The organism is Streptomyces sp. UC4497 (genome assembly GCF_054871485.1).
In genome coordinates, this window is the sequence record NZ_JBTYHB010000007.1 from 37,856 (window position 1) to 60,164 (window position 22,309).

21 protein-coding genes are annotated in these 22,309 nt (G+C 70.6%); 14 read left to right on the plus strand and 7 right to left on the minus strand.

Annotated features, from left to right (window positions below):
• Window positions 1-141 precede the first annotated feature (141 nt).
• A complete protein-coding gene (locus ACYSUO_RS12045; protein WP_327661853.1) occupies window positions 142-1,101 on the plus strand; it encodes a DeoR/GlpR family DNA-binding transcription regulator in 960 nt (319 codons plus the stop codon).
• A gap of 187 nt (window positions 1,102-1,288) precedes the next feature.
• On the opposite strand, the gene ACYSUO_RS12050 is transcribed toward ACYSUO_RS12045, so the two are convergent.
• A complete protein-coding gene (locus ACYSUO_RS12050; RefSeq protein ID WP_461776063.1) occupies window positions 1,289-1,867 on the minus strand; it encodes a TetR/AcrR family transcriptional regulator in 579 nt (192 codons plus the stop codon).
• 140 nt (window positions 1,868-2,007) lie between these two features.
• On the opposite strand from ACYSUO_RS12050, the gene ACYSUO_RS12055 reads away from it, so the two are divergent.
• Window positions 2,008-3,012 carry a response regulator transcription factor gene (locus ACYSUO_RS12055; RefSeq protein WP_461776064.1) on the plus strand — a complete coding sequence of 335 codons (1,005 nt, stop codon included), beginning with the start codon at window positions 2,008-2,010 and terminating at the stop codon, window positions 3,010-3,012.
• Between the two features lie 100 nt (window positions 3,013-3,112).
• A complete protein-coding gene (locus tag ACYSUO_RS12060) occupies window positions 3,113-3,826 on the plus strand; it encodes a hypothetical protein (protein WP_461776065.1) in 714 nt (237 codons plus the stop codon).
• A gap of 83 nt (window positions 3,827-3,909) precedes the next feature.
• Here the strand turns inward: ACYSUO_RS12060 and ACYSUO_RS12065 are convergent, their stop codons facing one another.
• A complete protein-coding gene (locus ACYSUO_RS12065) occupies window positions 3,910-5,682 on the minus strand; it encodes an acetyl/propionyl/methylcrotonyl-CoA carboxylase subunit alpha (RefSeq protein WP_461776066.1) in 1,773 nt (590 codons plus the stop codon).
• A 434-nt stretch (window positions 5,683-6,116) separates the two neighbouring features.
• Between ACYSUO_RS12065 and ACYSUO_RS12070 the strand changes: the two genes are divergently transcribed.
• Complete coding sequence (locus ACYSUO_RS12070; RefSeq protein WP_461776067.1) at window positions 6,117-6,596, plus strand: hypothetical protein; 480 nt, start codon at window positions 6,117-6,119, stop codon at window positions 6,594-6,596.
• On the opposite strand, the gene ACYSUO_RS12075 is transcribed toward ACYSUO_RS12070, so the two are convergent.
• From ACYSUO_RS12075 to ACYSUO_RS12090, 4 genes are all read right to left on the minus strand, one after another.
• Complete coding sequence (locus ACYSUO_RS12075) at window positions 6,568-7,179, minus strand: Maf family protein (protein ID WP_461776068.1); 612 nt, start codon at window positions 7,177-7,179, stop codon at window positions 6,568-6,570. The two genes, ACYSUO_RS12070 and ACYSUO_RS12075, sit on opposite strands and share 29 nt — an antisense overlap.
• Before the next feature lie 49 nt (window positions 7,180-7,228).
• Window positions 7,229-7,357: a morphogenic membrane protein MmpB gene (gene mmpB / locus ACYSUO_RS12080; RefSeq protein WP_426901591.1), complete on the minus strand. Its 129-nt coding sequence runs from the start codon at window positions 7,355-7,357 to the stop codon at window positions 7,229-7,231.
• Window positions 7,358-7,460: 103 nt separating this feature from the next.
• A complete protein-coding gene (locus ACYSUO_RS12085) occupies window positions 7,461-7,667 on the minus strand; it encodes an acyl-CoA carboxylase subunit epsilon (protein ID WP_461776069.1) in 207 nt (68 codons plus the stop codon).
• A gap of 10 nt (window positions 7,668-7,677) precedes the next feature.
• Window positions 7,678-9,282 carry an acyl-CoA carboxylase subunit beta gene (locus tag ACYSUO_RS12090; RefSeq protein ID WP_461776070.1) on the minus strand — a complete coding sequence of 535 codons (1,605 nt, stop codon included), beginning with the start codon at window positions 9,280-9,282 and terminating at the stop codon, window positions 7,678-7,680.
• A 171-nt stretch (window positions 9,283-9,453) separates the two neighbouring features.
• Between ACYSUO_RS12090 and ACYSUO_RS12095 the strand changes: the two genes are divergently transcribed.
• The 4 genes from ACYSUO_RS12095 (at window position 9,454) to ACYSUO_RS12110 (ending at window position 13,913) form a co-directional block, all read left to right on the plus strand.
• Window positions 9,454-10,326, plus strand: coding sequence for a biotin--[acetyl-CoA-carboxylase] ligase (locus tag ACYSUO_RS12095; RefSeq protein ID WP_461776071.1), 873 nt, complete (start codon window positions 9,454-9,456; stop codon window positions 10,324-10,326).
• A 319-nt stretch (window positions 10,327-10,645) separates the two neighbouring features.
• Window positions 10,646-11,776, plus strand: a complete 1,131-nt coding sequence (locus ACYSUO_RS12100) for an adenylate/guanylate cyclase domain-containing protein (protein WP_461776072.1) — start codon at window positions 10,646-10,648, stop codon at window positions 11,774-11,776.
• Window positions 11,777-11,817: 41 nt separating this feature from the next.
• Window positions 11,818-12,621: an enoyl-CoA hydratase/isomerase family protein gene (locus ACYSUO_RS12105; RefSeq protein WP_461776073.1), complete on the plus strand. Its 804-nt coding sequence runs from the start codon at window positions 11,818-11,820 to the stop codon at window positions 12,619-12,621.
• Between the two features lie 119 nt (window positions 12,622-12,740).
• Window positions 12,741-13,913: a GGDEF domain-containing protein gene (locus ACYSUO_RS12110; protein ID WP_461776074.1), complete on the plus strand. Its 1,173-nt coding sequence runs from the start codon at window positions 12,741-12,743 to the stop codon at window positions 13,911-13,913.
• Window positions 13,914-13,946: 33 nt separating this feature from the next.
• Here ACYSUO_RS12110 and ACYSUO_RS12115 read toward each other — a convergent pair whose 3' ends face one another.
• The gene (locus tag ACYSUO_RS12115) at window positions 13,947-14,282 is read right to left on the minus strand and encodes a hypothetical protein (protein ID WP_461776075.1); all 336 of its coding nucleotides are present in this window, start codon (window positions 14,280-14,282) and stop codon (window positions 13,947-13,949) included.
• Window positions 14,283-14,342: 60 nt separating this feature from the next.
• Here ACYSUO_RS12115 and ACYSUO_RS12120 point away from each other — a divergent pair, with 60 nt between their 5' ends.
• From ACYSUO_RS12120 to ACYSUO_RS12145, 6 genes are all read left to right on the plus strand, one after another.
• Window positions 14,343-14,684, plus strand: coding sequence for a hypothetical protein (locus tag ACYSUO_RS12120; protein WP_403856020.1), 342 nt, complete (start codon window positions 14,343-14,345; stop codon window positions 14,682-14,684).
• Between the two features lie 232 nt (window positions 14,685-14,916).
• Window positions 14,917-16,176 (plus strand): L,D-transpeptidase, encoded by a 1,260-nt coding sequence (locus ACYSUO_RS12125; protein ID WP_461776076.1) that lies wholly within the window; start codon window positions 14,917-14,919, stop codon window positions 16,174-16,176.
• A gap of 179 nt (window positions 16,177-16,355) precedes the next feature.
• The gene (locus tag ACYSUO_RS12130; protein WP_461776077.1) at window positions 16,356-17,861 is read left to right on the plus strand and encodes an ABC transporter permease; all 1,506 of its coding nucleotides are present in this window, start codon (window positions 16,356-16,358) and stop codon (window positions 17,859-17,861) included.
• A gap of 46 nt (window positions 17,862-17,907) precedes the next feature.
• A complete protein-coding gene (locus tag ACYSUO_RS12135) occupies window positions 17,908-18,594 on the plus strand; it encodes an ABC transporter ATP-binding protein (RefSeq protein ID WP_461776078.1) in 687 nt (228 codons plus the stop codon).
• Window positions 18,595-18,870: 276 nt separating this feature from the next.
• A complete protein-coding gene (locus tag ACYSUO_RS12140; RefSeq protein WP_461776079.1) occupies window positions 18,871-20,976 on the plus strand; it encodes a bifunctional polysaccharide deacetylase/glycosyltransferase family 2 protein in 2,106 nt (701 codons plus the stop codon).
• Complete coding sequence (locus ACYSUO_RS12145) at window positions 20,973-22,250, plus strand: LCP family protein (protein WP_461776080.1); 1,278 nt, start codon at window positions 20,973-20,975, stop codon at window positions 22,248-22,250. Before ACYSUO_RS12140 ends, ACYSUO_RS12145 begins: the two co-directional genes overlap by 4 nt.
• Window positions 22,251-22,309: the final 59 nt, after the last annotated feature.

A 22,309-nucleotide genomic window follows, 5' to 3' on the forward strand; every position in this document is an offset into this window, starting at 1 on the left:
GCGGCCCATGCGGGGGGCATAGGCGTGCTGGATAGGCACCCCGCCCCGCCTATACCACTTCCACCGTTCTGGTGCGAACAGAATCTGTAAATCGGCGCAAACTGCTGAAAGCAGACGGTCGTTGGGGTTACTGTCAGTTTCGTGTTCGCTGCAGAACGTCGTCAATTGATCCTCGAAATGGTGCGAGCCAACGGAGCGGTTTCGCTCCGTGAGCTCGCCCGCGTCGTCCAGACCTCTGAAGTGACCGTACGGCGGGACGTGCGCGCACTGGAGGCAGAAGGACTCCTCGACCGCCGGCACGGCGGTGCGGTATTGCCGGGCGGATTCACGCGGGAATCCGGCTTTCCGCAGAAATCACATCTCGCGACCGCAGAGAAGACGGCCATCGCCGATCTCGCCGCGGGTCTCGTCGAAGAGGGCGAGGCCATCGTGGTGGGCGCGGGGACGACCACGCAGGAGCTGGCCCGCCGGCTCGCGCGTGTGCCGGGCCTGACCGTGGTCACCAACTCCCTCCTGGTGGCGCAGGCACTCGCCCACGCCAACCGGGTGGAGGTCGTCATGACCGGTGGCACGCTGCGGGGTTCCAACTATGCGCTGGTGGGCAGCGGTGCGGAGCAGTCCTTGCAGGGGCTGAGAGTGTCGCGTGCCTTCCTCTCCGGCAGTGGTCTGACCGCCGAGCGCGGGCTCTCCACGTCCAACATGCTGTCGGCGTCCGTGGACCGGGCGCTCGTGCAGGCCGCGTCCGAGGTCGTCGTGCTCGCGGATCACTCCAAGCTCGGTACGGACACCATGTTCCAGACCGTGCCGACCGATGTGATCACGCGTCTCGTGACGGACGAGCCGCCGGCGCACGACGACAGGGCCGCGACGGAGCTTCAGGCGCTCGCCGATCAGGGGGTGCAGGTCGCGGTCGCGGGGGCCGGTGCGGAGGACCCTTCCGGGGGCGGTGATTCCGTCCCGGCGCGTCAGTCGCGTCGGGATGTGCCTCTGCCGGGGCAGCGGCGTGGTCAGCTTCCGGGTGGTAACCATCCGTTGCGCTCGGCCCCGTTGGACACTCCACCGGAGCGGACGGCCAGGGTGGCCGATCTTCGCCGCCGCTAAAGGTTTCGCCCCGTCCGGCGTTGGGCTCCTGGGGCGCTGCCCCAGACCCCGCTGCTCAATCGCCGCAGGGGCTTAAAAGCCCAACCGGCGGTGGCCCGTCGGAGCGGCTGTGCCACTCAAGCCCCTGCGGCGATTGAGCAGCGGGGGTCCGGGGGCAGAGCCCCCGAGGCCGTAACGCCGGTGCCGGTCAACTGGTGATCCCGCGGAGAGTCAACCGCAGCAGGCGATCCGCCAAGCCCGGGTCCGACGGGGTCTCCTCCGCCGCGAGGGCGATCGCGTTCGTGAGCTGCAGGAGGTCCGCCATGGAGACGTCCTGCCGCACCGCCCCTGCCCGCTGCGCCCGCGAGAGCAACGCCTGCCCCGCCTCCCGCATCGGATCACTGCACCGGGCCAGTGCCGAACTCGCGTCCTGCGAGGCCGACATGAGGGCACGGGACAGCCCCCGGTACTCGCCGGCATGCGTGATGATCTCGCGCAGCCACGTCACGAGCGCCGTACAGGGCTGCGGAGCGTCGAGGAGCGCCCGGGAGCGGTCGAGCAGATCGCTCACCGCCTCCTCGAAGACGGCGCTCATCAGCGCATGCCGGTTCGGGAAGTGCCGGTACAGCGTGCCGATGCCGACCCCGGCCGCACGGGCCACCTCCTCCAGGGACGCCCCCGTGCCGTGCTCGGCGAACGCGATCCGGGCCTGCGCGAGCAGCCGCTCGTAATTGCGGCGCGCGTCCGCGCGCATGGGGCGGGAGCGGTCGTGCTCGGCTGTCGTCATCGGGCCTCCCTGGACGTGCGCGGGCCTGGTGCGCAGGACTTCAAGGATGCCCGATGCAGGGACCGGGGCGGTGCGGAGGGATCGCTACCGCAGTAGCGTCGACGCAGAGGGCGCATGTGCAGGGCGCCCCGGAGCGCGGCATGAGCATCAGTGACGCGGGCCGGCGAGACGTACGGCAGCTCGTCCGGGAACTCGAAGAGGCCGTGGACGTGGACGAGTTGCGCTCCCACGCGGTCCGCGGACTCGCCCGGCTCATCCCGGCCGACGCCGCCCAGTGGTACCACTTCGCCGACCACGACGGCGCCGTGCGGGCACTCGCGCTGCCCGCGGAGTCCTTCCACGCCGACCCCGCCGTCATCTACGATCACCCCATGGACCACCCGCTGACCGGGCCCATGCTCGTCTCCGGGACGAGCGGCGCCTGGCGGGTCAGTGACGTCGCCGCCGACCGCGACTGGCGGCGCACCCACTGCTTCAATCTCGACTTCCGCCCCTTCGGGATGCACCGCCACCTCGTCGCCAGCGCCCGGGACGAGGCGGGCGTCGCGGGCTACGCGCTGCTGCGCGGCGGCACCGACTTCACCGAGGAGCAGCGGGACCTGCTCGACTACGCCCAGCCCCACCTCGCGGCCGCCGAACGCCTGTTGGCCGAGCGGCAGCGGATGTACGCGCTCCTCGCCGCCGCGCTCGCCTCCACCGGGCGGCCGGGCCAGGGCGTCGCCGCCGTGACCGGGAACGGGGCGGTGCGGCCGCTCGACGCCGTCGCGGCGGAGCTGCTGCCGCGCCTGGACGGCGATCCGCGGATCGGCCTCGGGGCGCCGCCCGGCGCCTGCCGTGCCTTCCGGGCGCACGACATCGACGTACGGGCGGTGACGTGCGCCGTGCCCGACGTGCCGCGGCTCCTGCTGCTGCGGGACCTCGCACCGGGCCGCGCCGCCGCCCGCGCGCTCGGCCTGACCGAGCGCGAACACCGCACCCTGGAGCACATCGACGCAGGCCGCACCCCGGCCGAGGCGGCGCGTGCGATGGGGATCTCGCTGACGACCGTACGGGGATATGTGGCGGCCCTGCACCGCAAGTTGGACGCCGGACACACGGCGGCGCTGCTGCGCAAGGGACGCGAAGCCGGACTCCTGGGGGAGTGAGGCCGGCGGGCGCCCCTCAGAATTGACGGCTGGTCCGGCCGGGGGCCGCCCGCTTCACTGGGGGAATCCAGTGGCATCCACGGGCATCAGGGGGAACGCCATGACCGCCACACCGTCACCAGCACACATACCCGCCGCCGCACCCGGGGCCGCCGCCGATCGGATCCGGCCGCTGCGGGCCGTCACGGCCGCGGTCCTCGTCCTCGGGCCGCTGCTCTTCATCGTCGCCTCGCTCCTGTCCCCGTACGACATGACGGAGGACAAGACGAGGAACATCGTCGCCGACATCGCCGCGAACGAAGGGCAGGAGAAGGCCGCCGTCTGGGCGTGGCTGGCCCTGGGGATCGCGATGGCCGCCGCGGCCATCCTGGTCTCCGTGTACGTCATGGCGCGCTCGCCGAAGCTGGGGCTCGCCGGGCTGCTGCTGTTCGGCGGCGGCGCCACGGCCGCCAACCTGGCGCCCTCGTACGACTTCGTGACCCTCGCCGGCCTCGACAAGGGGGTCGACCAGATCACGATCGTGAAGGTCCTCGACGGCGGCGACAGCCTGGCCACGTCGGCGGTCGCCGGGATCTGGTTCATCGCCGGCATCGTCATCGGCGTCATCGTCCTCGGCATCGGTCTGCTGCGCAGCCACGCGGTGCCCGCGTGGGCGGCGTGGGTGCTGATGGTCTCGATGCCGCTGAACGTGCTGGGCTGGATCACGGGCGTCGCGGCGCTCGCGTACGCCGGGTTCGCGCTGCTGGCCGTCGCCTTCGCGGTGGTGGCCATGGACATCGCGCACCACGGCACCGGGTGGGTGCGCGGCGTCTGACCGAAGGCCGAACACCGAACGCAGAAGCGCCCGTTGAACCGGTCACCGGTCCAACGGGCGCTTCGTGTGCACGTGTCGGTGCGTCAGTCCTTGATCTCGCAGATCGGGGCGCCCGAGGTGAGGGAGGCGCCGATCTCGGCGGACAGGCCCTTGATGGTGCCCGACTTGTGGGCGTTCAGGGGCTGTTCCATCTTCATGGCCTCCAGGACGACGATCAGGTCGCCCTCCTTGACCTCCTGGCCCTCCTCGACCGCGATCTTGACGATCGTGCCCTGCATCGGGGAGGCGAGGGTGTCGCCGGAGACGGCGGATCCGGACTTCTTGGCGGCGCGCCGCTTGGGCTTGGCGCCGGCATTGAGGCCGGTGCGGGCCAGGGACATGCCCATCCCGGCGGGGAGGGAGACCTCGAGGCGCTTGCCGCCGACCTCGACGACGATGTTCTCGCGGCCCGCCTCGTCCTCCTCCTCACCGGGCGCCGGGGCGGCGAACGGCGGGATGTCGTTGACGAACTCGGTCTCGATCCAGCGCGTGAAGACCGTGAACGGGTCCTCGCTGCCGGTCAGTTCGGGAGCGAACGCCGGGTCGGTGACGACCTTGCGGTGGAAGGGGATGGCGGTCGCCATGCCCTCGACCTCGAACTCCGCCAGCGCGCGGGCGGCCCGCTGCAGGGCCTCCTTGCGGGTGCGGCCGGTGACGATCAGCTTGGCGAGCAGGGAGTCCCAGGCCGGGCCGATCACGCTGCCGGACTCGACGCCCGCGTCCAGACGGACACCCGGTCCTGCCGGGCCCTCGAACTTGGTGACGGTGCCGGGCGCGGGCAGGAAGCCGCGGCCCGGGTCCTCGCCGTTGATGCGGAACTCGAAGGAGTGGCCGCGCAGTTCGGGGTCGCCGTAGCCGAGCTCCTCGCCATCCGCGATGCGGAACATCTCCCGTACGAGGTCGATGCCGGCGACCTCTTCGGTGACCGGGTGCTCGACCTGGAGGCGGGTGTTGACCTCCAGGAAGGAGATCGTGCCGTCCGCGCCGACGAGGAACTCGACGGTGCCCGCGCCGACGTAGCCGGCCTCCTTGAGGATCGCCTTCGACGAGCTGTACAGCTGCTCCAGCTGCGCCTCGCTCAAAAACGGCGCCGGGGCCTCCTCGACGAGCTTTTGGTGGCGGCGCTGCAGCGAGCAGTCACGGGTGGAGACGACGACCACGTTGCCGTGGCTGTCGGCCAGGCACTGCGTCTCGACGTGGCGCGGCTTGTCCAGGTAGCGCTCCACGAAGCACTCGCCGCGGCCGAAGGCGGCGACGGCCTCGCGCACCGCGGAGTCGTACAGCTCGGGCACCTCTTCGAGGGTGCGGGCGACCTTCAGGCCGCGACCGCCGCCACCGAAGGCGGCCTTGATCGCGATCGGCAGGCCGTGCTCCTGGGCGAACGCGACGACCTCGTCGGAGCCCGAGACCGGGTCCGGGGTGCCCGCGACGAGCGGGGCGCCCGCGCGCTGCGCGATGTGGCGGGCGGCGACCTTGTCGCCGAGGTCGCGGATGGCGTGCGGGGGCGGGCCGATCCAGATCAGCCCGGCGTCCAGGACGGCCTGGGCGAACTCGGCGTTCTCCGACAGGAATCCGTAGCCGGGGTGGATGGCGTCCGCGCCGGAGTCCTTCGCCGCCTGGAGCACCTTGGCGATGTCCAGGTAGCTGGTGGCCGGGGTGTCCCCGCCAAGGGCGAAGGCCTCGTCGGCCGCACGGACGTGCAGAGCGTCCCGGTCCGGCTCGGCGTAGACGGCAACGCTCGCGATCCCCGTGTCCCGGCACGCCCGGGCCACGCGGACAGCGATTTCGCCACGGTTGGCGATGAGCACCTTGCGCACGATGGCTCCCTCCTTGCTGTGTCTTCCCGGGGGCATCCCCCGGACCCCCGGCCGTGGTCGCCCGAGCCGGGGCGGTCGGCGGGTCACCGTGAAGCTTGACTCACTGAAACAAGCTGAGTTTAGGGACTGCCGACACGGACCCACGAGCCGTCCCCGGGCGTGAGCTTGCCCACACGGAGTGTCACCCGGGGTCACGCGGTCCGTGAAATCCCTTGTCGCGCCTGGATACGCGCGATCCTTCACCGCAACCCTAGCCCGCCTCTGTGGCCAAGGTCTCTGTGAGACCGTGCTGCGGCCCGTGGGCATTCTTTGTGGAGTCCCTACGAATGGCCCAATGATTCTTTGCCCTCTGCAGAACCCTTGTACGGAGGTTTACCCGTTAGTAGCGTTCGGGATGTCTTGGCCGTACTAGCGGTAACAGTCAGCGGAAGTGGGTGGGACCGGTGGCACGCAGGCCGGTGGCGTGGGTGGCGGCGATCGTGTTGTTCGCGGAGGCGCTCGGGATTGTCCTTCTGAACTGGTTCCTCGGCCTGGTGGTCGACAACCAGGACATGTCCCTGGCCGGTCTCGACCCGCAGGCGATGTCGGTGGGCGCGTGGATCGCGGGCGGCCTGTTCGGGCTCTACCTGGTGGTGTGCGGGATCGTGCTCGTACGCACCGCGATCGTCGACCGGGCGCCGGGCACGGTCGGGCGGATCCTGCTGATCAGCGCGGCCGTCGTGCACGGACTGCTCGGCGCGTTCTCGATCGGCCTGGTGGGCTGGTCCAGCTTCGTGTTCATGATGATCGTGCTCGCCCTGCTCGTGCTGACGCTGGTGGCGTACGACCGGCACGAACAGGGGGAGCGGCGCGCGGAGGGGGACGCCCCCGCGCAGAACGGCCCGACTACTCCGCCGGCGCCCACAACTCCGTGATGCCGATGCCCAGTTCGGCGAGGAGGCGGCGGACCAGGGGCAGCGAGAGCCCGATCACGTTGCCGTGGTCGCCCTCGATGCCGTCGATGAACGGGGCCGAGCGGCCGTCCAGGGTGAACGCGCCCGCTACGTAAAGGGGTTCGCCCGTCGCCACGTACGCGGCGATCTCCTCGTCGCTCGGCTCGCCGAACCGGACGACGGTGGAGGCGGTGCCGGAGCTGTACCGGCCGCTCGCCGTGTCGTAGACGCAGTGGCCGGTCTGGAGCGTGCCCACGCGGCCGCGCATCGACTTCCAGCGGGCCGTGGCCTCCTCGGCGTCGGCCGGCTTGCCGAGCGCCTCGCCGTCGAGGTCGAGCACGGAGTCGCAGCCGATGACGACGGCGCCGCCCGCCTCGGGCCGCGCCGCGACCACGGAGGCCTTGGCCTCAGCGAGGGCGAGGGCGAGTTCGGCGGGCGTCGGGGCCGTCACGGCGTCCTCGTCGACCCCGCTGACGATCACCTCGGGGGCGAACCCGGCCTGCCGCAGCAGGCCGAGGCGGGCGGGGGACTGGGAGGCCAGGATCAGTCGGCGTGGAGCAGTCATGCGACTCAGGTTATCCAGGGTGGCGCGGTGCAATCCCCGGCTGCCCGCCCTACCCGGTCCCCAGCATCAGGAACATGACGACCATGGCCAGCGCCAGCAGAAGGCCCGCGCGCCGCAGCATCGCCTGCGTTTCGCGGAGCTCCTCTGGGGGCTCGTCATCGGGGTCGGACCACAGCACATACAGCATGGTGCTGCTCGCGCGAGCGGGGCGCCTGAGTACGCGTACTCAGGCGCCCCGCTACGAAAGGACTAATTCACGTGGGCTCGTGGGTGAACGTGGACTACGCGGGCCAGTACGTCCGGGACCAGCTCGACGCCCCCGGGGCCGGCAGCCGGTGCCGGGCGATGCGGGACGGGTCGGACCACGCGTCCCGGTCCGCCGTCGCGGCCGGGGCGTCCGGGACCGCCGCGGCGCGCGCCTGGACCACCGCCAGTGCGGCGGCCAGCTCCTCGGGGGTCGGATTGCCCCGTACGACCTTGATCATCATGATCCGGCTCCTAGAGGGGGATGTTGCCGTGCTTCTTCGGGGGCAGTGATTCCCGCTTCGTACGCAGCTGACGCAGTCCGCGTACGACGTGCGAGCGGGTGTCGGAGGGCATGACCACCGCGTCGATGTAGCCGCGCTCGGCCGCCGTGTACGGGTTGAGGAGGGTGTCCTCGTAGTCCTGGATGAGGCGGGCGCGGGTCTCCTCGACGTTCCCGGCGGCCTCGGCCGCGGCGATCGTCTTGCGGTGCAGGATGTTGACCGCGCCCTGCGCGCCCATGACGGCGATCTGCGCGGTGGGCCAGGCCAGGTTGAGGTCGGCGCCCAGGTGCTTGGAGCCCATGACGTCGTAGGCGCCGCCGAAGGCCTTGCGCGTGATGATCGTGATGAGCGGGACGGTGGCCTCGGCGTACGCGTAGATCAGCTTGGCGCCGCGCCGGATGATGCCTTCGTGCTCCTGCTCGACACCCGGCAGGAAGCCCGGCACGTCGACGAAGGTCAGCACCGGCACATTGAAGGCGTCACACGTGCGGACGAACCGCGCGGCCTTCTCGCTCGCGTGGATGTCGAGGCAGCCGGCGAACTGCATCGGCTGGTTGGCGACGATGCCGACCGGGCTGCCCTCGACACGGCCGAAGCCGGTGATGATGTTCGGCGCGAACAGCGACTGGGTCTCGAAGAAGTCGGCGTCGTCCAGGACGTGTTCGATCACCGTGCGCATGTCGTACGGCTGGTTCGCGCTGTCCGGGATGAGGGTGTCGAGCTCGCGGTCCTCGTCGGTGAGCTCGAGGTCGGCCTCCTCGGGGAAGGAGGGCGGCTCGCTCAGGTTGTTCGACGGCAGGTAGGACAGCAGCGACTTGACGTACTCGATCGCGTCCTTCTCGTCGCCCGCCATGTGGTGCGCGACACCGGAACGGCTGTTGTGGGCGCGGGCGCCGCCGAGCTCCTCGAAGCCGACGTCCTCACCGGTGACCGTCTTGATGACGTCGGGGCCGGTGATGAACATGTGGCTGGTCTGGTCGACCATGACCGTGAAGTCGGTGATCGCGGGCGAGTAGACCGCGCCGCCCGCGCACGGGCCGACCACGAGCGAGATCTGCGGGATGACACCGGAGGCGTGCGTGTTGCGGCGGAAGATCTCGCCGTACATCCCGAGGGCCATGACGCCCTCCTGGATGCGGGCGCCGCCGGAGTCGTTGATGCCGATGACCGGGCAGCCGGTCTTCAGCGCGAAGTCCATCACCTTCATGATCTTCTGCCCGAAGACCTCGCCAAGGGCTCCGCCGAAGACCGTGAAGTCCTGCGAGAACACAGCGACGGGACGGCCGTCGACCGTGCCGTAACCGGTCACGACACCGTCGCCGTACGGCTTGTTGGCGTCCAGGCCGAAGTCCGTCGAGCGGTGGCGGGCGAACTCGTCCAGCTCCACGAAGGAGTCCTCGTCGAGCAGCAGCTCGATGCGCTCACGCGCGGTCAACTTGCCCTTGGCGTGCTGCTTTTCGACCGCGCGGGCGGAACCCGCGTGGGTCGCCTCATCGATCCGGCGCCGCAGATCCTCGATCTTGCCTGCGGTCGTGTGGATGTCGGTCTGCGCTGTCGGCTGTTCCAACTCGGACATCGGGATGCGGCTCCCTGCCTGCTTCGACGCTGCTCACGGGGACGGTTCGGGGAAGGTTCGCGTTTGGTTCGCGGGACGGTTCAAAAAAGGGGAGTGGGGCTACTGATCCGTAGCGTAGTGGCCTGAATACCGTTCAGCAGTGCGGTCTTTGCCACACCTAGGCTGGGTTGCATGACGCCGCGAGATGGTTCAGACGTACCCGCCAACCCCTGGTCCGACCTGGACAGGCCGCCCCTGGCCGAGGCCGGCCTCCGCCGGTCCCTGGTACGGGAAGGGGGACTGTGGTCGTCCGTGGAGGTGGTGCCCCGCACGGGGTCGACCAACACGGATCTGGTGCGGCGGGCCTCGGAGGGACCCGTCGCCGAGGGCACCGTGCTCGTCGCCGAGGAGCAGAGCGCGGCGCGCGGGCGGCTCGACCGGAGCTGGTCGGCGCCGCCGCGCTCGGGCCTCTTCTTCTCCGTGCTGCTCAAGCCGGGGGAGCACGAGGTGCCGGTGGCGCGCTGGGGCTGGCTGCCGCTGCTCACCGGGGTCGCGGTGGCCACGGCGCTCTCCTCGGTGGCCGGCGTCGACACCGCCCTGAAGTGGCCGAACGACGTGCTTCTCACGGTCGACGGCGAGGAGCGCAAGGCGGGTGGCATTTTGCTGGAGCGGGCGGGTTCGGACGGCGTCGTGATCGGCGTCGGCCTGAACGTGTCGCTGCGGGCCGACGAGTTGCCCGTCCCGACGGCGGGGTCGCTGGCGCTGGCCGGGGCGAAGGTCTCCGACCGGGAGCCGGTGCTGCGGGCCGTCCTGCGGTCGCTGGAGCGGTGGTACGTGGAGTGGTGTGCGGCGGAGGGGGACCCGGGTCTCTCCCGGTTGCAGGAGTCGTATGCGGCGGGCTGCGCGACGCTTGGGCGTGAGGTGCGGGCGATTCTTCCCGGTGACCGTGAGCTGGTCGGCGAGGCGGTCGCCGTGGACGGGGACGGGCGGCTTGTCATTCGCTCGGCGGATGGCTCCCGGGAGGCGGTCGGAGCGGGCGACATCGTGCATCTGCGGCCTGCGTAGGTGCGTCATCGGCGGGCGGGGTGCGCTCGTCGCCGGGTGACGGCCACCCGTGGCTGGGCGCGCAGTTCCCCGCGCCCCTGAGATGCGCACTTCGTGCGACATCCCCGGGGCGCCCCATGGAGCGGCGGCGAAGCCGCACGCGTAAGGGGCGCGGGGAACTGCGCGCCCAGCCACGGATGACCCACACTCGCGCCGGGGTAAAGCACGGCTCCCCGGGGAACGCCACCCGGAAGCGAACGGAGTGACGTGGGGCACAGGGGCTGCCGTAGAGTTGAGCGCGGTCGATACCTGACCGCGGCAGATCGGAAGGGCAGCAGGCGTGACCGTCGACGACTCGGGCTCCGGCACGGGCTCTCCCACCGACCCCGAGAAGCCGGAAGGTGCGGAACCGGAAGAGGCAGAGGCCGAGGACCCCCTCGCTCTGCGGCTCGAAGGGCTCATCCTCGGGGCGGAGCGCAGATACACCCCGTTCCAGGCGGCGCGCAGCGCGGGCGTCTCCATGGAGCTGGCCTCCCGGTTCTGGCGGGCCATGGGGTTCGCCGACATCGGGCAGGCCAAGGCGCTGACGGAGGCCGATGTCCTCGCGCTGCGGCGGCTCGCCGGTCTCGTCGAGGCCGGACTGCTCAGTGAGGCCATGGCCGTGCAGGTCGCCCGGTCCACGGGACAGACCACGGCGCGGCTCGCCGAATGGCAGATCGACTCGTTCCTGGAGGGCCTCACCGAGCCTCCGGAACCCGGCATGACCCGCACCGAGGTCACGTATCCGCTGATGGAGCTGCTCCTGCCGGAGCTGGAGGAGTTCCTCGTCTACGTGTGGCGGCGCCAGCTCGCCGCGGCCACCGGCCGCGTCGTACAGGCCGGTGACGACGAGGAGATGGTCGACCGGCGGCTCGCCGTCGGCTTCGCCGACCTCGTCGGGTTCACGCGGCTGACGCGACGTATGGAGGAAGAGGAGCTCGGCGAGCTCGTCGAGGCCTTCGAGACCACCGCCGCTGACCTCGTCGCGGCGCACGGCGGCCGGCTCGTCAAGACCCTCGGCGACGAGGTCCTGTACGCGGCCGACGACGCGGGCATCGCGGCGGAGATCGCGCTGCGCCTGATCGAGACGATGAGCAACGACGAGACGATGCCGGAGCTGCGCGTCGGCATCGCGTTCGGCACGGTCACCACGCGGATGGGCGATGTCTTCGGCTCGACCGTGAACCTCGCGAGCCGCCTCACGTCGATAGCGCCACGGGACAACGTGCTGGTGGACGGCGCCTTCGCCCAGGAACTGATCAGGATCGAGGAGGCGCCCACCTCCGAGGCGGAGGCCGCCGCCGAGGCGCAGAAGGCGAAGGAGGACGGCGAGGAGCCGCCCACCTACCGGTTCGCGTTGCAGCCCATGTGGCAGCGGCCCGTGCGCGGCCTCGGCGTCGTGGAGCCCTGGACGCTGACCAGGCGCACCTGACAACCTTGGCGGTTAACTGGCGTTAACCGAAAGGGCGTGTCATGAGTGACGAGCGGCGGTTCGGGGAGTTCGTGGCGGTGCGCCGCCATGAGGGCGGGACGGTCGCCGAGCTGGTGCTCGACCGGCCGAAGGCCATGAACGCCGTGTCGAGCGACATGGCCCGCTCGATCACCGGCGCCTGCGAGGCGCTGGCCGGCGACCGGGACGTCCGGGTCGTCGTCCTCACCTCCAGCGCCGAGCGCGCCTTCTGCGTCGGCGCCGACCTCAAGGAGCGGAACTCGTTCTCCGACGCGGATCTGCTGCGTCAGCGGCCCGTGACCCGCGCCGCGTACACGGGCGTCCTGGAGCTGCCGATGCCGACGATCGCGGCCGTGCACGGCTTCGCGCTCGGCGGCGGCTTCGAGCTGGCGCTCGCCTGCGATCTGATCGTGGCCGACGGGACGGCCGTCGTGGGCCTGCCCGAGGTGTCCGTCGGCGTGATCCCCGGCGGTGGCGGTACGCAGCTGCTTCCGCGCCGCGTCGGGGCCGCGCGGGCCGCCGAGCTGATCTTCACGGCGCGCCGGGTGAAGGCGCCGGAGGCGGCGGAGCTCGGGCTCGTGGATCAGGTCGTGGAGGCGGGCGCGGACCGCGAGGAGGCGCTCGCGCTTGGCGCGCGGATCGCCCTCAACTCGCCGGTCGGCCTGCGCGCGTCGAAGAAGGCGCTGCGCCTCGGGCACGGCCTCGACATGCGGGCGGGTCTCGAAGTGGAGGACGCGGCGTGGCGGTCCGTGGCGTTCTCCGGGGACCGGGCCGAGGGAGTGGCGGCGTTCAACGAGAAGCGCAGCCCGCAGTGGCCCGGCGAGTGACGGGGGCCGGTCGCGGCGCCGAGCCGGATCGTCACGTTCGGTAACTTTTCTCTGGTCGGAAGCCCCGGATTGGCGCACCGAATTCACCGAAATGTCGGAAAACTCCTTACTCTGGAGTGATGGGTGAGGACGTTCGGCTACGCGCCGTGGTGACGCTCGCGCAGGGCATGGCCGCTGCGCGCAGCCCGCGCGACTCCTGGCGCGCGGCCGCGCTCGGCGCCTGCCGCGCGCTGTCCGGGAGCTTCGCCGCGCTCTCCATGTGGGAGCGCGAGCGCGGCCGGCTGCGGGTGCTCGTCAATGTGGGGGAGCTGGCCGAGGGAGAGGAGGAGTTCCCCGACGGCGAGGGCTACCCGGTGCACCAGTTCCCCGAGATCACCGAGTTCCTGCACGAACGCTGGGCCAAGGGCGGCGAGCCGGACGCCTGGGTCGAGACGGCCGAGGGTCCCGTGGACCGGGCCGGCTACTGCCACCAGCGGGTCGCCGCGCTGCGCCGACGGGGCCGCGGCTGCTGCGTCGTCGCGCCGATCGTGCTGCACGGGCGGGCGTGGGGCGAGCTGTATGTGGCGCGGCCGACCGGGGCCGAGGTGTTCGACCGCTTCGACGCGGACTTCGCCACGGTCCTCGCGGCGGTCGTCGCGGCCGGCATCGCGCAGACCGAACGCCTGGAGGAGGCGCGCCGGCTCGCCTTCACCGACGCGCTGACCGGCCTCGCCAACCGGCGCGCGGTCGACATACGCCTCGACGAGGCCGTGGAGCGGCACCGGGCCGACGGCTCCGTGGTCAGCCTCGTCGTCTGCGACCTCAACGGCTTGAAGCGGGTCAACGACACCTACGGGCACGCGGCGGGCGACCGGCTCCTCGAACGGTTCGGCTCGGTGCTCTCGCTGTGCGGGGCGATGCTGCCGGGAGCGCTCGCGGCGCGGCTCGGCGGCGACGAGTTCTCGCTGGTGGCCGTGGGGCCCTCGGCCGACGAGGTGGTCCGGGTGGGCGACGAGATCTGCTCCCGGGCCGCCGAGTTGGACCACGGTGACGGCGTCGCGTGCGGCATCGCGTCGACCGGGGACCCGATCGGCGAAGTGCACAACGCGCGCCGCCTGTTCCGCCTCGCGGACGCGGCCCAGTACAAGGCGAAGGCGCTGCGCGCGGCGAAGCCCGTGGTGGCCGGCCGTGACGGCGGCCTCGACGACCCGGTCGTCCGCCTCGCGGACTCCCCGCCACCGGCCGCGGGCGAGGGCGAGCGCCGCCGCATCAGAGGCCTGGAACCCGGCACCGACCGCCGACACCCGAACTGACGCGCACCCCGGGCCAGTTGCCCCCTGGCTCTCCTACGCCTCGTACGCCCTGCCCCTGCGCACCGAGTACGTCACGAAGCCGACGCCCAGGCCGAGGAAGGCCGAACCGCCGATGACGTACGGCGTCGTGTCCACCTGCCCCGTGTCGGCCAGGCGGAGTTGACGGTCCGACTGCTCGGTGACCGCCGTGGCGGTCCGCTGCTGGTCGGCATGGGTGGTGATGTGCTCCGGGTTCGCCGTCGCTGTGGGAACGAACCACAGCGCGCCGAGGAGCGCCGCGGCGGCGGTGGCGGTGAACAGTGATCGACGTGCGGCAGACACGGAAGCGATCCCCCTTGTGGCGCTGGCGAATTGGCCGTGTGGGCTCATGTTAGTGACAGGCGCGGGTCACAGGAAAGTCACGAGGCGAATGGGTCGTACGCTCCGGCCATGAGCACTGATGACACGTCACGTTTTGTTCGCCTCAAGGTGGAATTGGTCCTGGAGGTCGCCGACGCGGAGGCGCTGACCGGGGCCGCGCTGCAGCGCGTCGCGGAGGACGAGGAGACCGGGCCCGAGGAGCGCGCGCAGGCGGTGAGCGCCGTCGAGGAGGACGAGGCGGAGGCGGTCGCGTACCTCGTGGATCCGTTCGATCTGGTCGCCGATGTGCCGGGGGCCGAGCTGGTGCAGGCCTCCTGGTCCAGCGAGCAGGTCGACTACGACCCCGACTCGCCGGATTGGGACCTCGGCGAGGATGATGATGAGGAGGGGGACGCGGAAGACGGCGTGTAGCGGTCCTTGAAACGGGAACCCTGGGCGGCAACCGCTGCCCGGGGTTTTGTCGTCCCTGGTGAGGGGCCCGACGTGGCCTTGCCCACACCGGCGGTTCTTCGGGAACGGGACGAACCGGTCACGGCGTTCACTGGGTACGAGGGGACTGTTGTGTCCTCTTGGGCCCGCTGTCGGCCGGGCTCGGGGCGGTCGACAGCAGGGGAATTCGGCGAAGTCGGGAAGTTCGGCGACTATGGAGAAGCGTGTGATAACGGACGGTAAGCGGCGCAAGGGTCTGATGGCCGCGTCCGCTCTGCTCGGCGGTGTGCTCGTGCTGACGGCCTGTGGTGGCGGCGACGACGGCGGCTCCGGCAGCAAGAAGGAATCGCAGGCGCAGGCCGACGAGGCCGCGGCGAAGAAGACCTCCGAGGCCGACATCAAGATCGCGCCGAAGGACGGCTCCGACAACGCGAGCATCAACAGTGCCGCGAAGGTCACCGTGAGCAAGGGCAAGCTCACCGACGTCAGCATGACCACGGCCGACGGCACGAAGGTCGACGGTCAGATCGCCGCGGACAAGAAGAGCTGGAAGCCCACGAACCAGCTCGAGCGCGCGACGACGTACAAGATCGCCGCCGAGGCGAAGGACTCCGACGGCCGCGCGGCCCACGAGAACTCGCAGTTCACGACGGTTTCCCCGGCCAACAGCTTCATCGGTAACTTCACGCCGGAGGACGGCTCGACCGTCGGCGTCGGCATGCCCGTGTCGATCAACTTCGACAAGGCGATCAGCAACAAGGCCGATGTGCAGGACGGCATCACGGTGACGTCCAGCAGCGGTCAGGAGGTCGTCGGCCACTGGTTCAACGACACCCGGCTCGACTTCCGCCCCGAGGACTACTGGAAGGGCGGCTCCACGGTCACCCTGAAGCTGAACCTGGACGGGGTCGAGGGTGCGGACGGCGTGACCGGCGTGCAGCAGAAGACGGTCTCGTTCAAGGTCGGCCGCAACCAGGTGTCCACGGTCGACGCGAAGACCAAGATGATGACGGTCACGCGGGACGGGAAGACCGTCAAGACCATCCCGATCTCCGCGGGCTCCCCCGAGAACAAGACGTACGAGGGCCAGATGGTGATCTCCGAGAAGTTCAAGGAGACCCGGATGGACGGTGCGACGGTCGGCTTCAAGGACGGCGACGGCAAGGGCGAGTACGACATCAAGGACGTGCCGCACGCGATGCGTCTGTCGAGCTCCGGCACGTTCATCCACGGCAACTACTGGGGCGCCAAGTCGATCTTCGGTGGCGCGAACACCAGCCACGGCTGCGTCGGTCTGCAGGACGCCAAGGGCGCCAATGACAACAGCACGCCGGGCGCCTGGTTCTACAACAACTCGATGCTCGGCGACGTCGTCGTCGTGAAGAACACCGGCGACAAGACGATCCAGCCGGACAACGGGCTCAACGGCTGGAACATGGACTGGGCGCAGTGGAAGGCCGGTTCCGCCGAGTAACGGACGGGACATACCCCGGCGGGGGTCTCATGCCGTTCTCATGACGGCCTCACGCAACCCTTACAACACCGCCATACCGTTTCGCCGCAGCGGGAGCCGGAGCGTCATCGAACGCTCCGGCTTCCGCTGATTCCTTATCAAACGCCCCCTATTCGTGGGCCGTCATCGGCGAGGCTTCGATGTTCTTCACCTATCTTCGGCGTGAGCTGCGCCGCCGCAGAAAAGCGGCGCTCGTCGTCGCCTCCGGGCTCGCGCTCGGGATCGCGCTCGTCATCGTGGTCGGCTCGGTGTCCTCCGGGATGACCCAGGCGCAGGGGAAGGTCCTCCAGTCGCTCTACGGCCTGGGCACGGACATGACCGTCACCAAGGCGGCGAGCGCGCCGAAGGCGGGCGACGACACGGGCCGCCCGAAGTTCAACTTCGACGCCAAGGACAGCGACTCCGGTGACAAGGAGCAGTCCAGTGACCGGGTGATGGTGCAGGGCTTCCAGACCCTCGCCGACTCCACGGTCTCGAAGGTCGCCGACCAGAAGGGCGTCGCCGACACGGTCGGGGGGCTCAGCCTTCAGGTGATGAAGGTCAGCGGGCAGTTCACGCGCGGCCAGTTCAAGCAGGACCAGAGCAGCGGCGGCGGTGCGCAGGGCGGCCCCGGCGGCGGTGAGGGCGGCCAGCCGCAGGGCCGCGTGCAGGGCGGCGGCGCCAACTTCGACGTCAACTCCTTCTCCGTCTACGGCACCGACGTCACCCAGCAGAAGCTCGGCCCGCTGACCTCCTCGAAGATCACCAAGGGGCGGGGCTTCAAGATCTCCGAGTCGAACGCGAAGGTCGCCGTCGTCGACTCCTCGTACGCGAAGGAGAAGAAGCTCGCCGTCGGCGACAAGGTCACGGTCAAGGGCGCGAAGTACCAGGTCGTCGGCGTCGCGACCGCCGACAGCGGGGATGCCGCCGCCAATGTCTACGTGCCGCTGAAGCAGGCCCAGACGCTCGCGGACGCCAAGTCCAAGGTGACGACGGTCTACGTCAAGGCCACCGACTCGCAGCAGATCGACGCCGTGAAGACGGCCATCCAGAAGAACATCGACGGCACGACCGTCACCACGTCCGCCGATCTCGCGGACACCGTCTCGGGCTCCCTGTCGACCGCCTCGAACCTCGCGTCGAACGTCGGCAAGTGGCTGTCGATCGCGGTGCTCGTCGCCGCCTTCCTGGTGGCGGGGCTGCTCACGTCCTCGGCCGTGTCCCGGCGGGTCCGGGAGTTCGGCACGCTCAAGGCGCTCGGCTGGACCTCGGGCCGGGTGACGCGGCAGGTCGTCGGTGAGGCGGTCGTCAACGGGCTGATCGGCGGCGTCCTCGGCATCGCCGTCGGGCTCGCGGGCGCGTACGCCGTGACCGCGATCAGCCCCACCCTGTCCGCGCAGCTCGGCGGCTCCGGCGCTGGCGGCGGTGGCGGCATGGGCGGCGGCCCCGGTGGCGCGGGCTTCGGCGGCGGTGGCGGCGGAATGATGCGCCAGGCGGCAGGGGGAGGGGCGAAGACCCTCGACATCGCGCTCAGCGCGCCCGTCTCCGCCACCACCATCGCCCTCGCGGTCGGCCTCGCCGTCGCGGGCGGCCTCATCGCCGGCGCCTTCGGCGGCTGGCGGGCCTCGCGGCTGCGCCCCGCGGACGCGCTGCGCCGCGTCGAGTAACACCACCGGTAACGCCAATCACCTTACGTAACACAGGAGTTGCACCATGTATCAGCTCACCGGCGTGACCAAGCAGTACCGGCGCGGCAAGGACACCGTCGACGCGCTGGCGGGCGTCGATCTGGCCATCGGCGAAGGCGACCGGCTCGTCATCCAGGGCCCCACGGGCGGCGGCAAGTCGACCCTGCTCCAGATGCTCGGCGGGCTCGACCGGCCCACGGCGGGCAGTGTCGTGCTCGACGGGGTCGACCTGGCGACGCTGCCGGAGGCCCGGCTCACCAAGGTCCGTGCCGAGTCCATCGGCTTCGTCTTCCAGTCCTTCAACCTCGTCCCGACGCTCAGCGCGCTGGAGAACGTCGAGACGGCCCTCGTGCCGCTCGGCCTGAAGAGCGCCGAGCGGCGGGAGCGGGCCGCGGACGCGCTGCGGTCCGTGGGGCTCGGCGAGCGGCTGCGGCATCTGCCCGCGGAGCTGTCCGGCGGTCAGCAGCAGCGCGTCGCCATCGCGCGGGCGCTGGTGAAGAACCCGAAGGTGCTGCTCGCCGACGAGCCCACGGGCAACCTCGACGAGTCGATGCGCGACGAGATCATGGACGTACTGGAGGAGCGCTGGAAGGAGCACGGCCTGACGTTCGTGATGGTCACCCACGACTCGGCGATCGCGCGGAAGGCGCCCCGCCTCGCGACGATCAGCAGAGGGCGGATCACGGTCACGGAGAACGCCTCGGCGGCCTGACGCGGACCTGACCCGGACACCGGCCCGGACACCTCACAGGTGTCGTCGAAGTGAACACGTTTTGAGCAAAGGGTTGTGCTCGAATCGGAAGGTGTGCCGTTTGTCACGTGCCACACCAGTCCCAGATGTTTCCCAATGCCCCAATTCCCGGATGGTCACATCAATACACTCGCCTCCCATGTGTGAGTGGAACGTGGAGAACGGGCACCGAATGTGGGCGCTTCGTCGGGACCGGGACCGGGACCGGTCGGGCGGCGACGCCGGCGCCGTCGCCTGATGGGGGCACGGCACAAACAAGCAAGGGACCCGCGGGCGCACTGGCTGCTGCTCGCCCTCACCCTGCCGGTGCTGCTCGGCGCCCTCCTCTTCCAGGGCTGGACCCAGAACGAGGTGGACGGCGCCAGGACGAAGCCTGCCTGCACGCGGCCCGTGCCCGAGTCGGCCTCCGGCGCGGGCCCGGTGCTGTCCCTCGACGGCGGCCGGGTGCACAGCGCCTCGATGCGGCCCGGCACCGTCGCGCTCACCTATGACGGCGGCCCCTTCCCGAAGGCGACGCCGAAGCTGCTCGCGCTGCTCAAGAAGCATCACGCGCACGCCACGTTCTTCCTCAACGGCTCCAAGGCCGCTCAGTACCCGAAGCTGGTCGAGCGGATCAGGGCCGACGGGCACGACATCGGCTCCAACACCTACACGGGCGCCGACCTGGGCAGCTCGTCCAAGGTGCGCAGCAAGCTCGAGCTGGGTCTTACCCAGAGCGCGTTCGCGGGCAGCGGCGGCTTCCACACCACACTCCTGCGGATGCCGATGACGACCACCGTCGCCACGATGTGCGGCGGCGAGTGGCCCGCCGCGCAGGCGGCGTCCGCCGACGGCTACACGCTGGTCGCGGCCGACCACTCCGGGCAGCGGGTCCGGGACGGTCTGGTGCGCCAGCTCAGCCAGACCTCGCTCGGCTACCGCGAGACGCAGAAGCTGCTGGCGAATCCGCAGGCCAAGAACTTCGCCACCATCACGGAGGGCGCGCAGACCGACCAGCGGGCGACGGCGGACGTGGCCGCGCCCGTGCGCTGGCTCGGGCAGGGCCTGATCTGGTTCCAGACCCTCGGCCGCAGCTTCGTCTCGGCCATCTCGTGGGTGCTCCTCGCGGCCGCGGGCCTCGGCGTGCTGCGCCTGTTCGTGCTCGTACTGTTCGCCCGCGCGCACGTCAGACGCCTTGAGCGGTTCCGCCCGGGCTCGCCCTGGCTGCGCGAGATCCGCGATCCGGTGACCGTGCTCGTACCCGCGTACAACGAGGAGGCGGGCATCGGCGCGACGCTGCGCTCGCTGCTCGCGTCGACCCACCAGCCGATGCAGATCATCGTCATCGACGACGGGTCGAGCGACCGCACGGTGCAGATCGCGTCCGAGTACGCGGCCCGCGACTCACGCGTGCAGGTGCTGTGCCAGCCCAACTCGGGCAAGGCCGCGGCCCTCAACCACGGCCTGAAGTACACCCGTTGCCCGTACGTCGTGATGATCGACTCGGACACCGTCTTCGAGGCCGACGCGATCCAGCGTCTGATCCAGCCGCTGGCCCACCCGGCCGTCGGCGCGGTCAGCGGCAACACCAAGGTCGGCAACCGCAAGCGCCTGCTTGGCCGTTGGCAGCACCTGGAGTACGTCTTCGGGTTCAACCTGGACCGCCGGATGTTCGAGGTCCTGGAGTGCATGACGACCGTGCCCGGCGCGATCGGCGCCTTCCGGCTCGACGCGCTGATGGGCGTCGGCGGCCTGAGCGAGGACACCCTCGCCGAGGACACCGACCTCACGATGGCGCTGTGGCGGGCCGGCTGGCGGGTCGTGTACGAGGAGACGGCCGTCGCGTGGACCGAAGTCCCCACCTCCCTGCGGCAGTTGTGGCGTCAGCGCTACCGCTGGTGCTACGGCACCTTGCAGGCGATGTGGAAGCACCGGGGCGCGGTCCTGGAGGTCGGGCCCGCGGGCCGCTTCGGGCGGCGCGGCCTCTCCTACCTGTTCCTCTTCCAGGTCGTGCTGCCGCTCCTCGCCCCGATGATCGACGTCTTCATGTTCTACAGCGCCGTGTTCGCCGGTGACACGACCACGTCCGTGGTGGCCTGGGTGGGCTTTCTCGCCCTCCAGATGGTCGTCGCGGCGTACGCTCTGAAGCTCGACGGAGAGCGCAGGCGCACGCTCTGGTCACTGCCCTTCCAGCTGTTCGTGTACCGGCAGTTGATGTACCTCGTGGTCATCCAGTCCGTGGTGGCCTTCGTGGGCGGCAGCCGGTTGAAGTGGCAGCGCATGCACCGTTCCGGAACGGCCGCCGCGGCGGCCCAGCACATCGTCAGGCCGGCCGAAGAGCCGGACCTGCCGGTCGCGAGGTGACGACCCTGAACCCCAGCGCATACACCCCGACGCCCTACCCGTACGGCGAGTACGAGGCGGGGCAGCATCCGTACGACGGGCAGCAGCGTCCGTACGACGTGGAGCAGAACCCGTACGAGGTGGAGCAGTACGGGCACGGGCAGGGGTACGAGTACGCCCCCGAGCCCCACTCGTACGAGGTCGAGCACCACCCGTTCGACCCGGTGCCGGCCAACAGGCCCGGTGGGCGGGCCGACGGCGGGTACAAGCGCAGCGAGCGCGAGCCCAAGCGCAAGCGGCGGCGCACCAAGTTCGGGCTCGTGGTGCGCGGTCTTTGCCTGCTCGTGCTGCTGGTGCTGCTCGCGGGCGTGGGGACGTACGTGTGGGCGGGCACGCGGCTCGACGGGGAGGTCGACCTCGCGTCGCTGTCGAGCAGGGCGGCGCCGGGCAAGGGCACGAACTACCTGATCGTGGGCTCCGACAGCCGCGAGGGCCTCAGCGAGAAGCAGACCAAGAACCTGCACACCGGTTCGTCGCTCGGCTCCGAGGGCCGCCGCACCGACTCGATGATGGTGCTGCACACCGGCGCCCACGGCACCACCCTCACCAGCCTGCCGCGGGACTCCTGGGTCACCATCCCGCCGTACGTGGACCCGAAGACGGGCATCCACCACAAGCCGGCGAAGAACAAGCTCAACGCGGCGTTCTCGCTCGGCGGCCCCGAACTCCTGGTCCGCGCGGTCGAGTCGAACACCGGGCTGCGGATCAACCACTACACGGAGATCGGCTTCGCCGGGTTCGTCGGCATCGTCGACGCGGTCGGCGGCGTGCCGATGTGCGTCGACCGGCACATCGTCGACGACAAGTCGGGGCTCGACCTGGCCAAGGGCTGCCACAACCTGACCGGGCGCGAGGCGCTCGGCTTCGTGCGCCAGCGCCACCAGGAGAAGGAGGGCGACCTCGGCCGCTCCCGCAACCAGCAGAAGTTCCTCTCCGCGCTGGCCAAGAAGGCGTCGTCGCCCGGGGTGCTGATGAACCCGTCGGCCATGTACGGCACCGCGGGCGCGGGCCTGGACACAATCATCGTGGACAAGTCGACCGGGGTCCCGGAGTTGACCCGGCTGTTCAAGGCGATGCAGGGAGTGTCCTCGGGCCAAGGTCGCCAACTCGGCGTGCCAGTGGGCACGTTGGGCCTCGCCACGTCCAAGGGCAGCGCCGTCCTCTGGGACAAACAGAAGGCGAACCGGTTGTTCACGGAGCTCAGGGAGGACCGCCCCGTCACCCTCAAGGGCTGAGCCGGCGGCTCCGGTTGCGCTCGTCGCCGACGTGTAGCCGGAGCCCTCCGGTGGTGCTT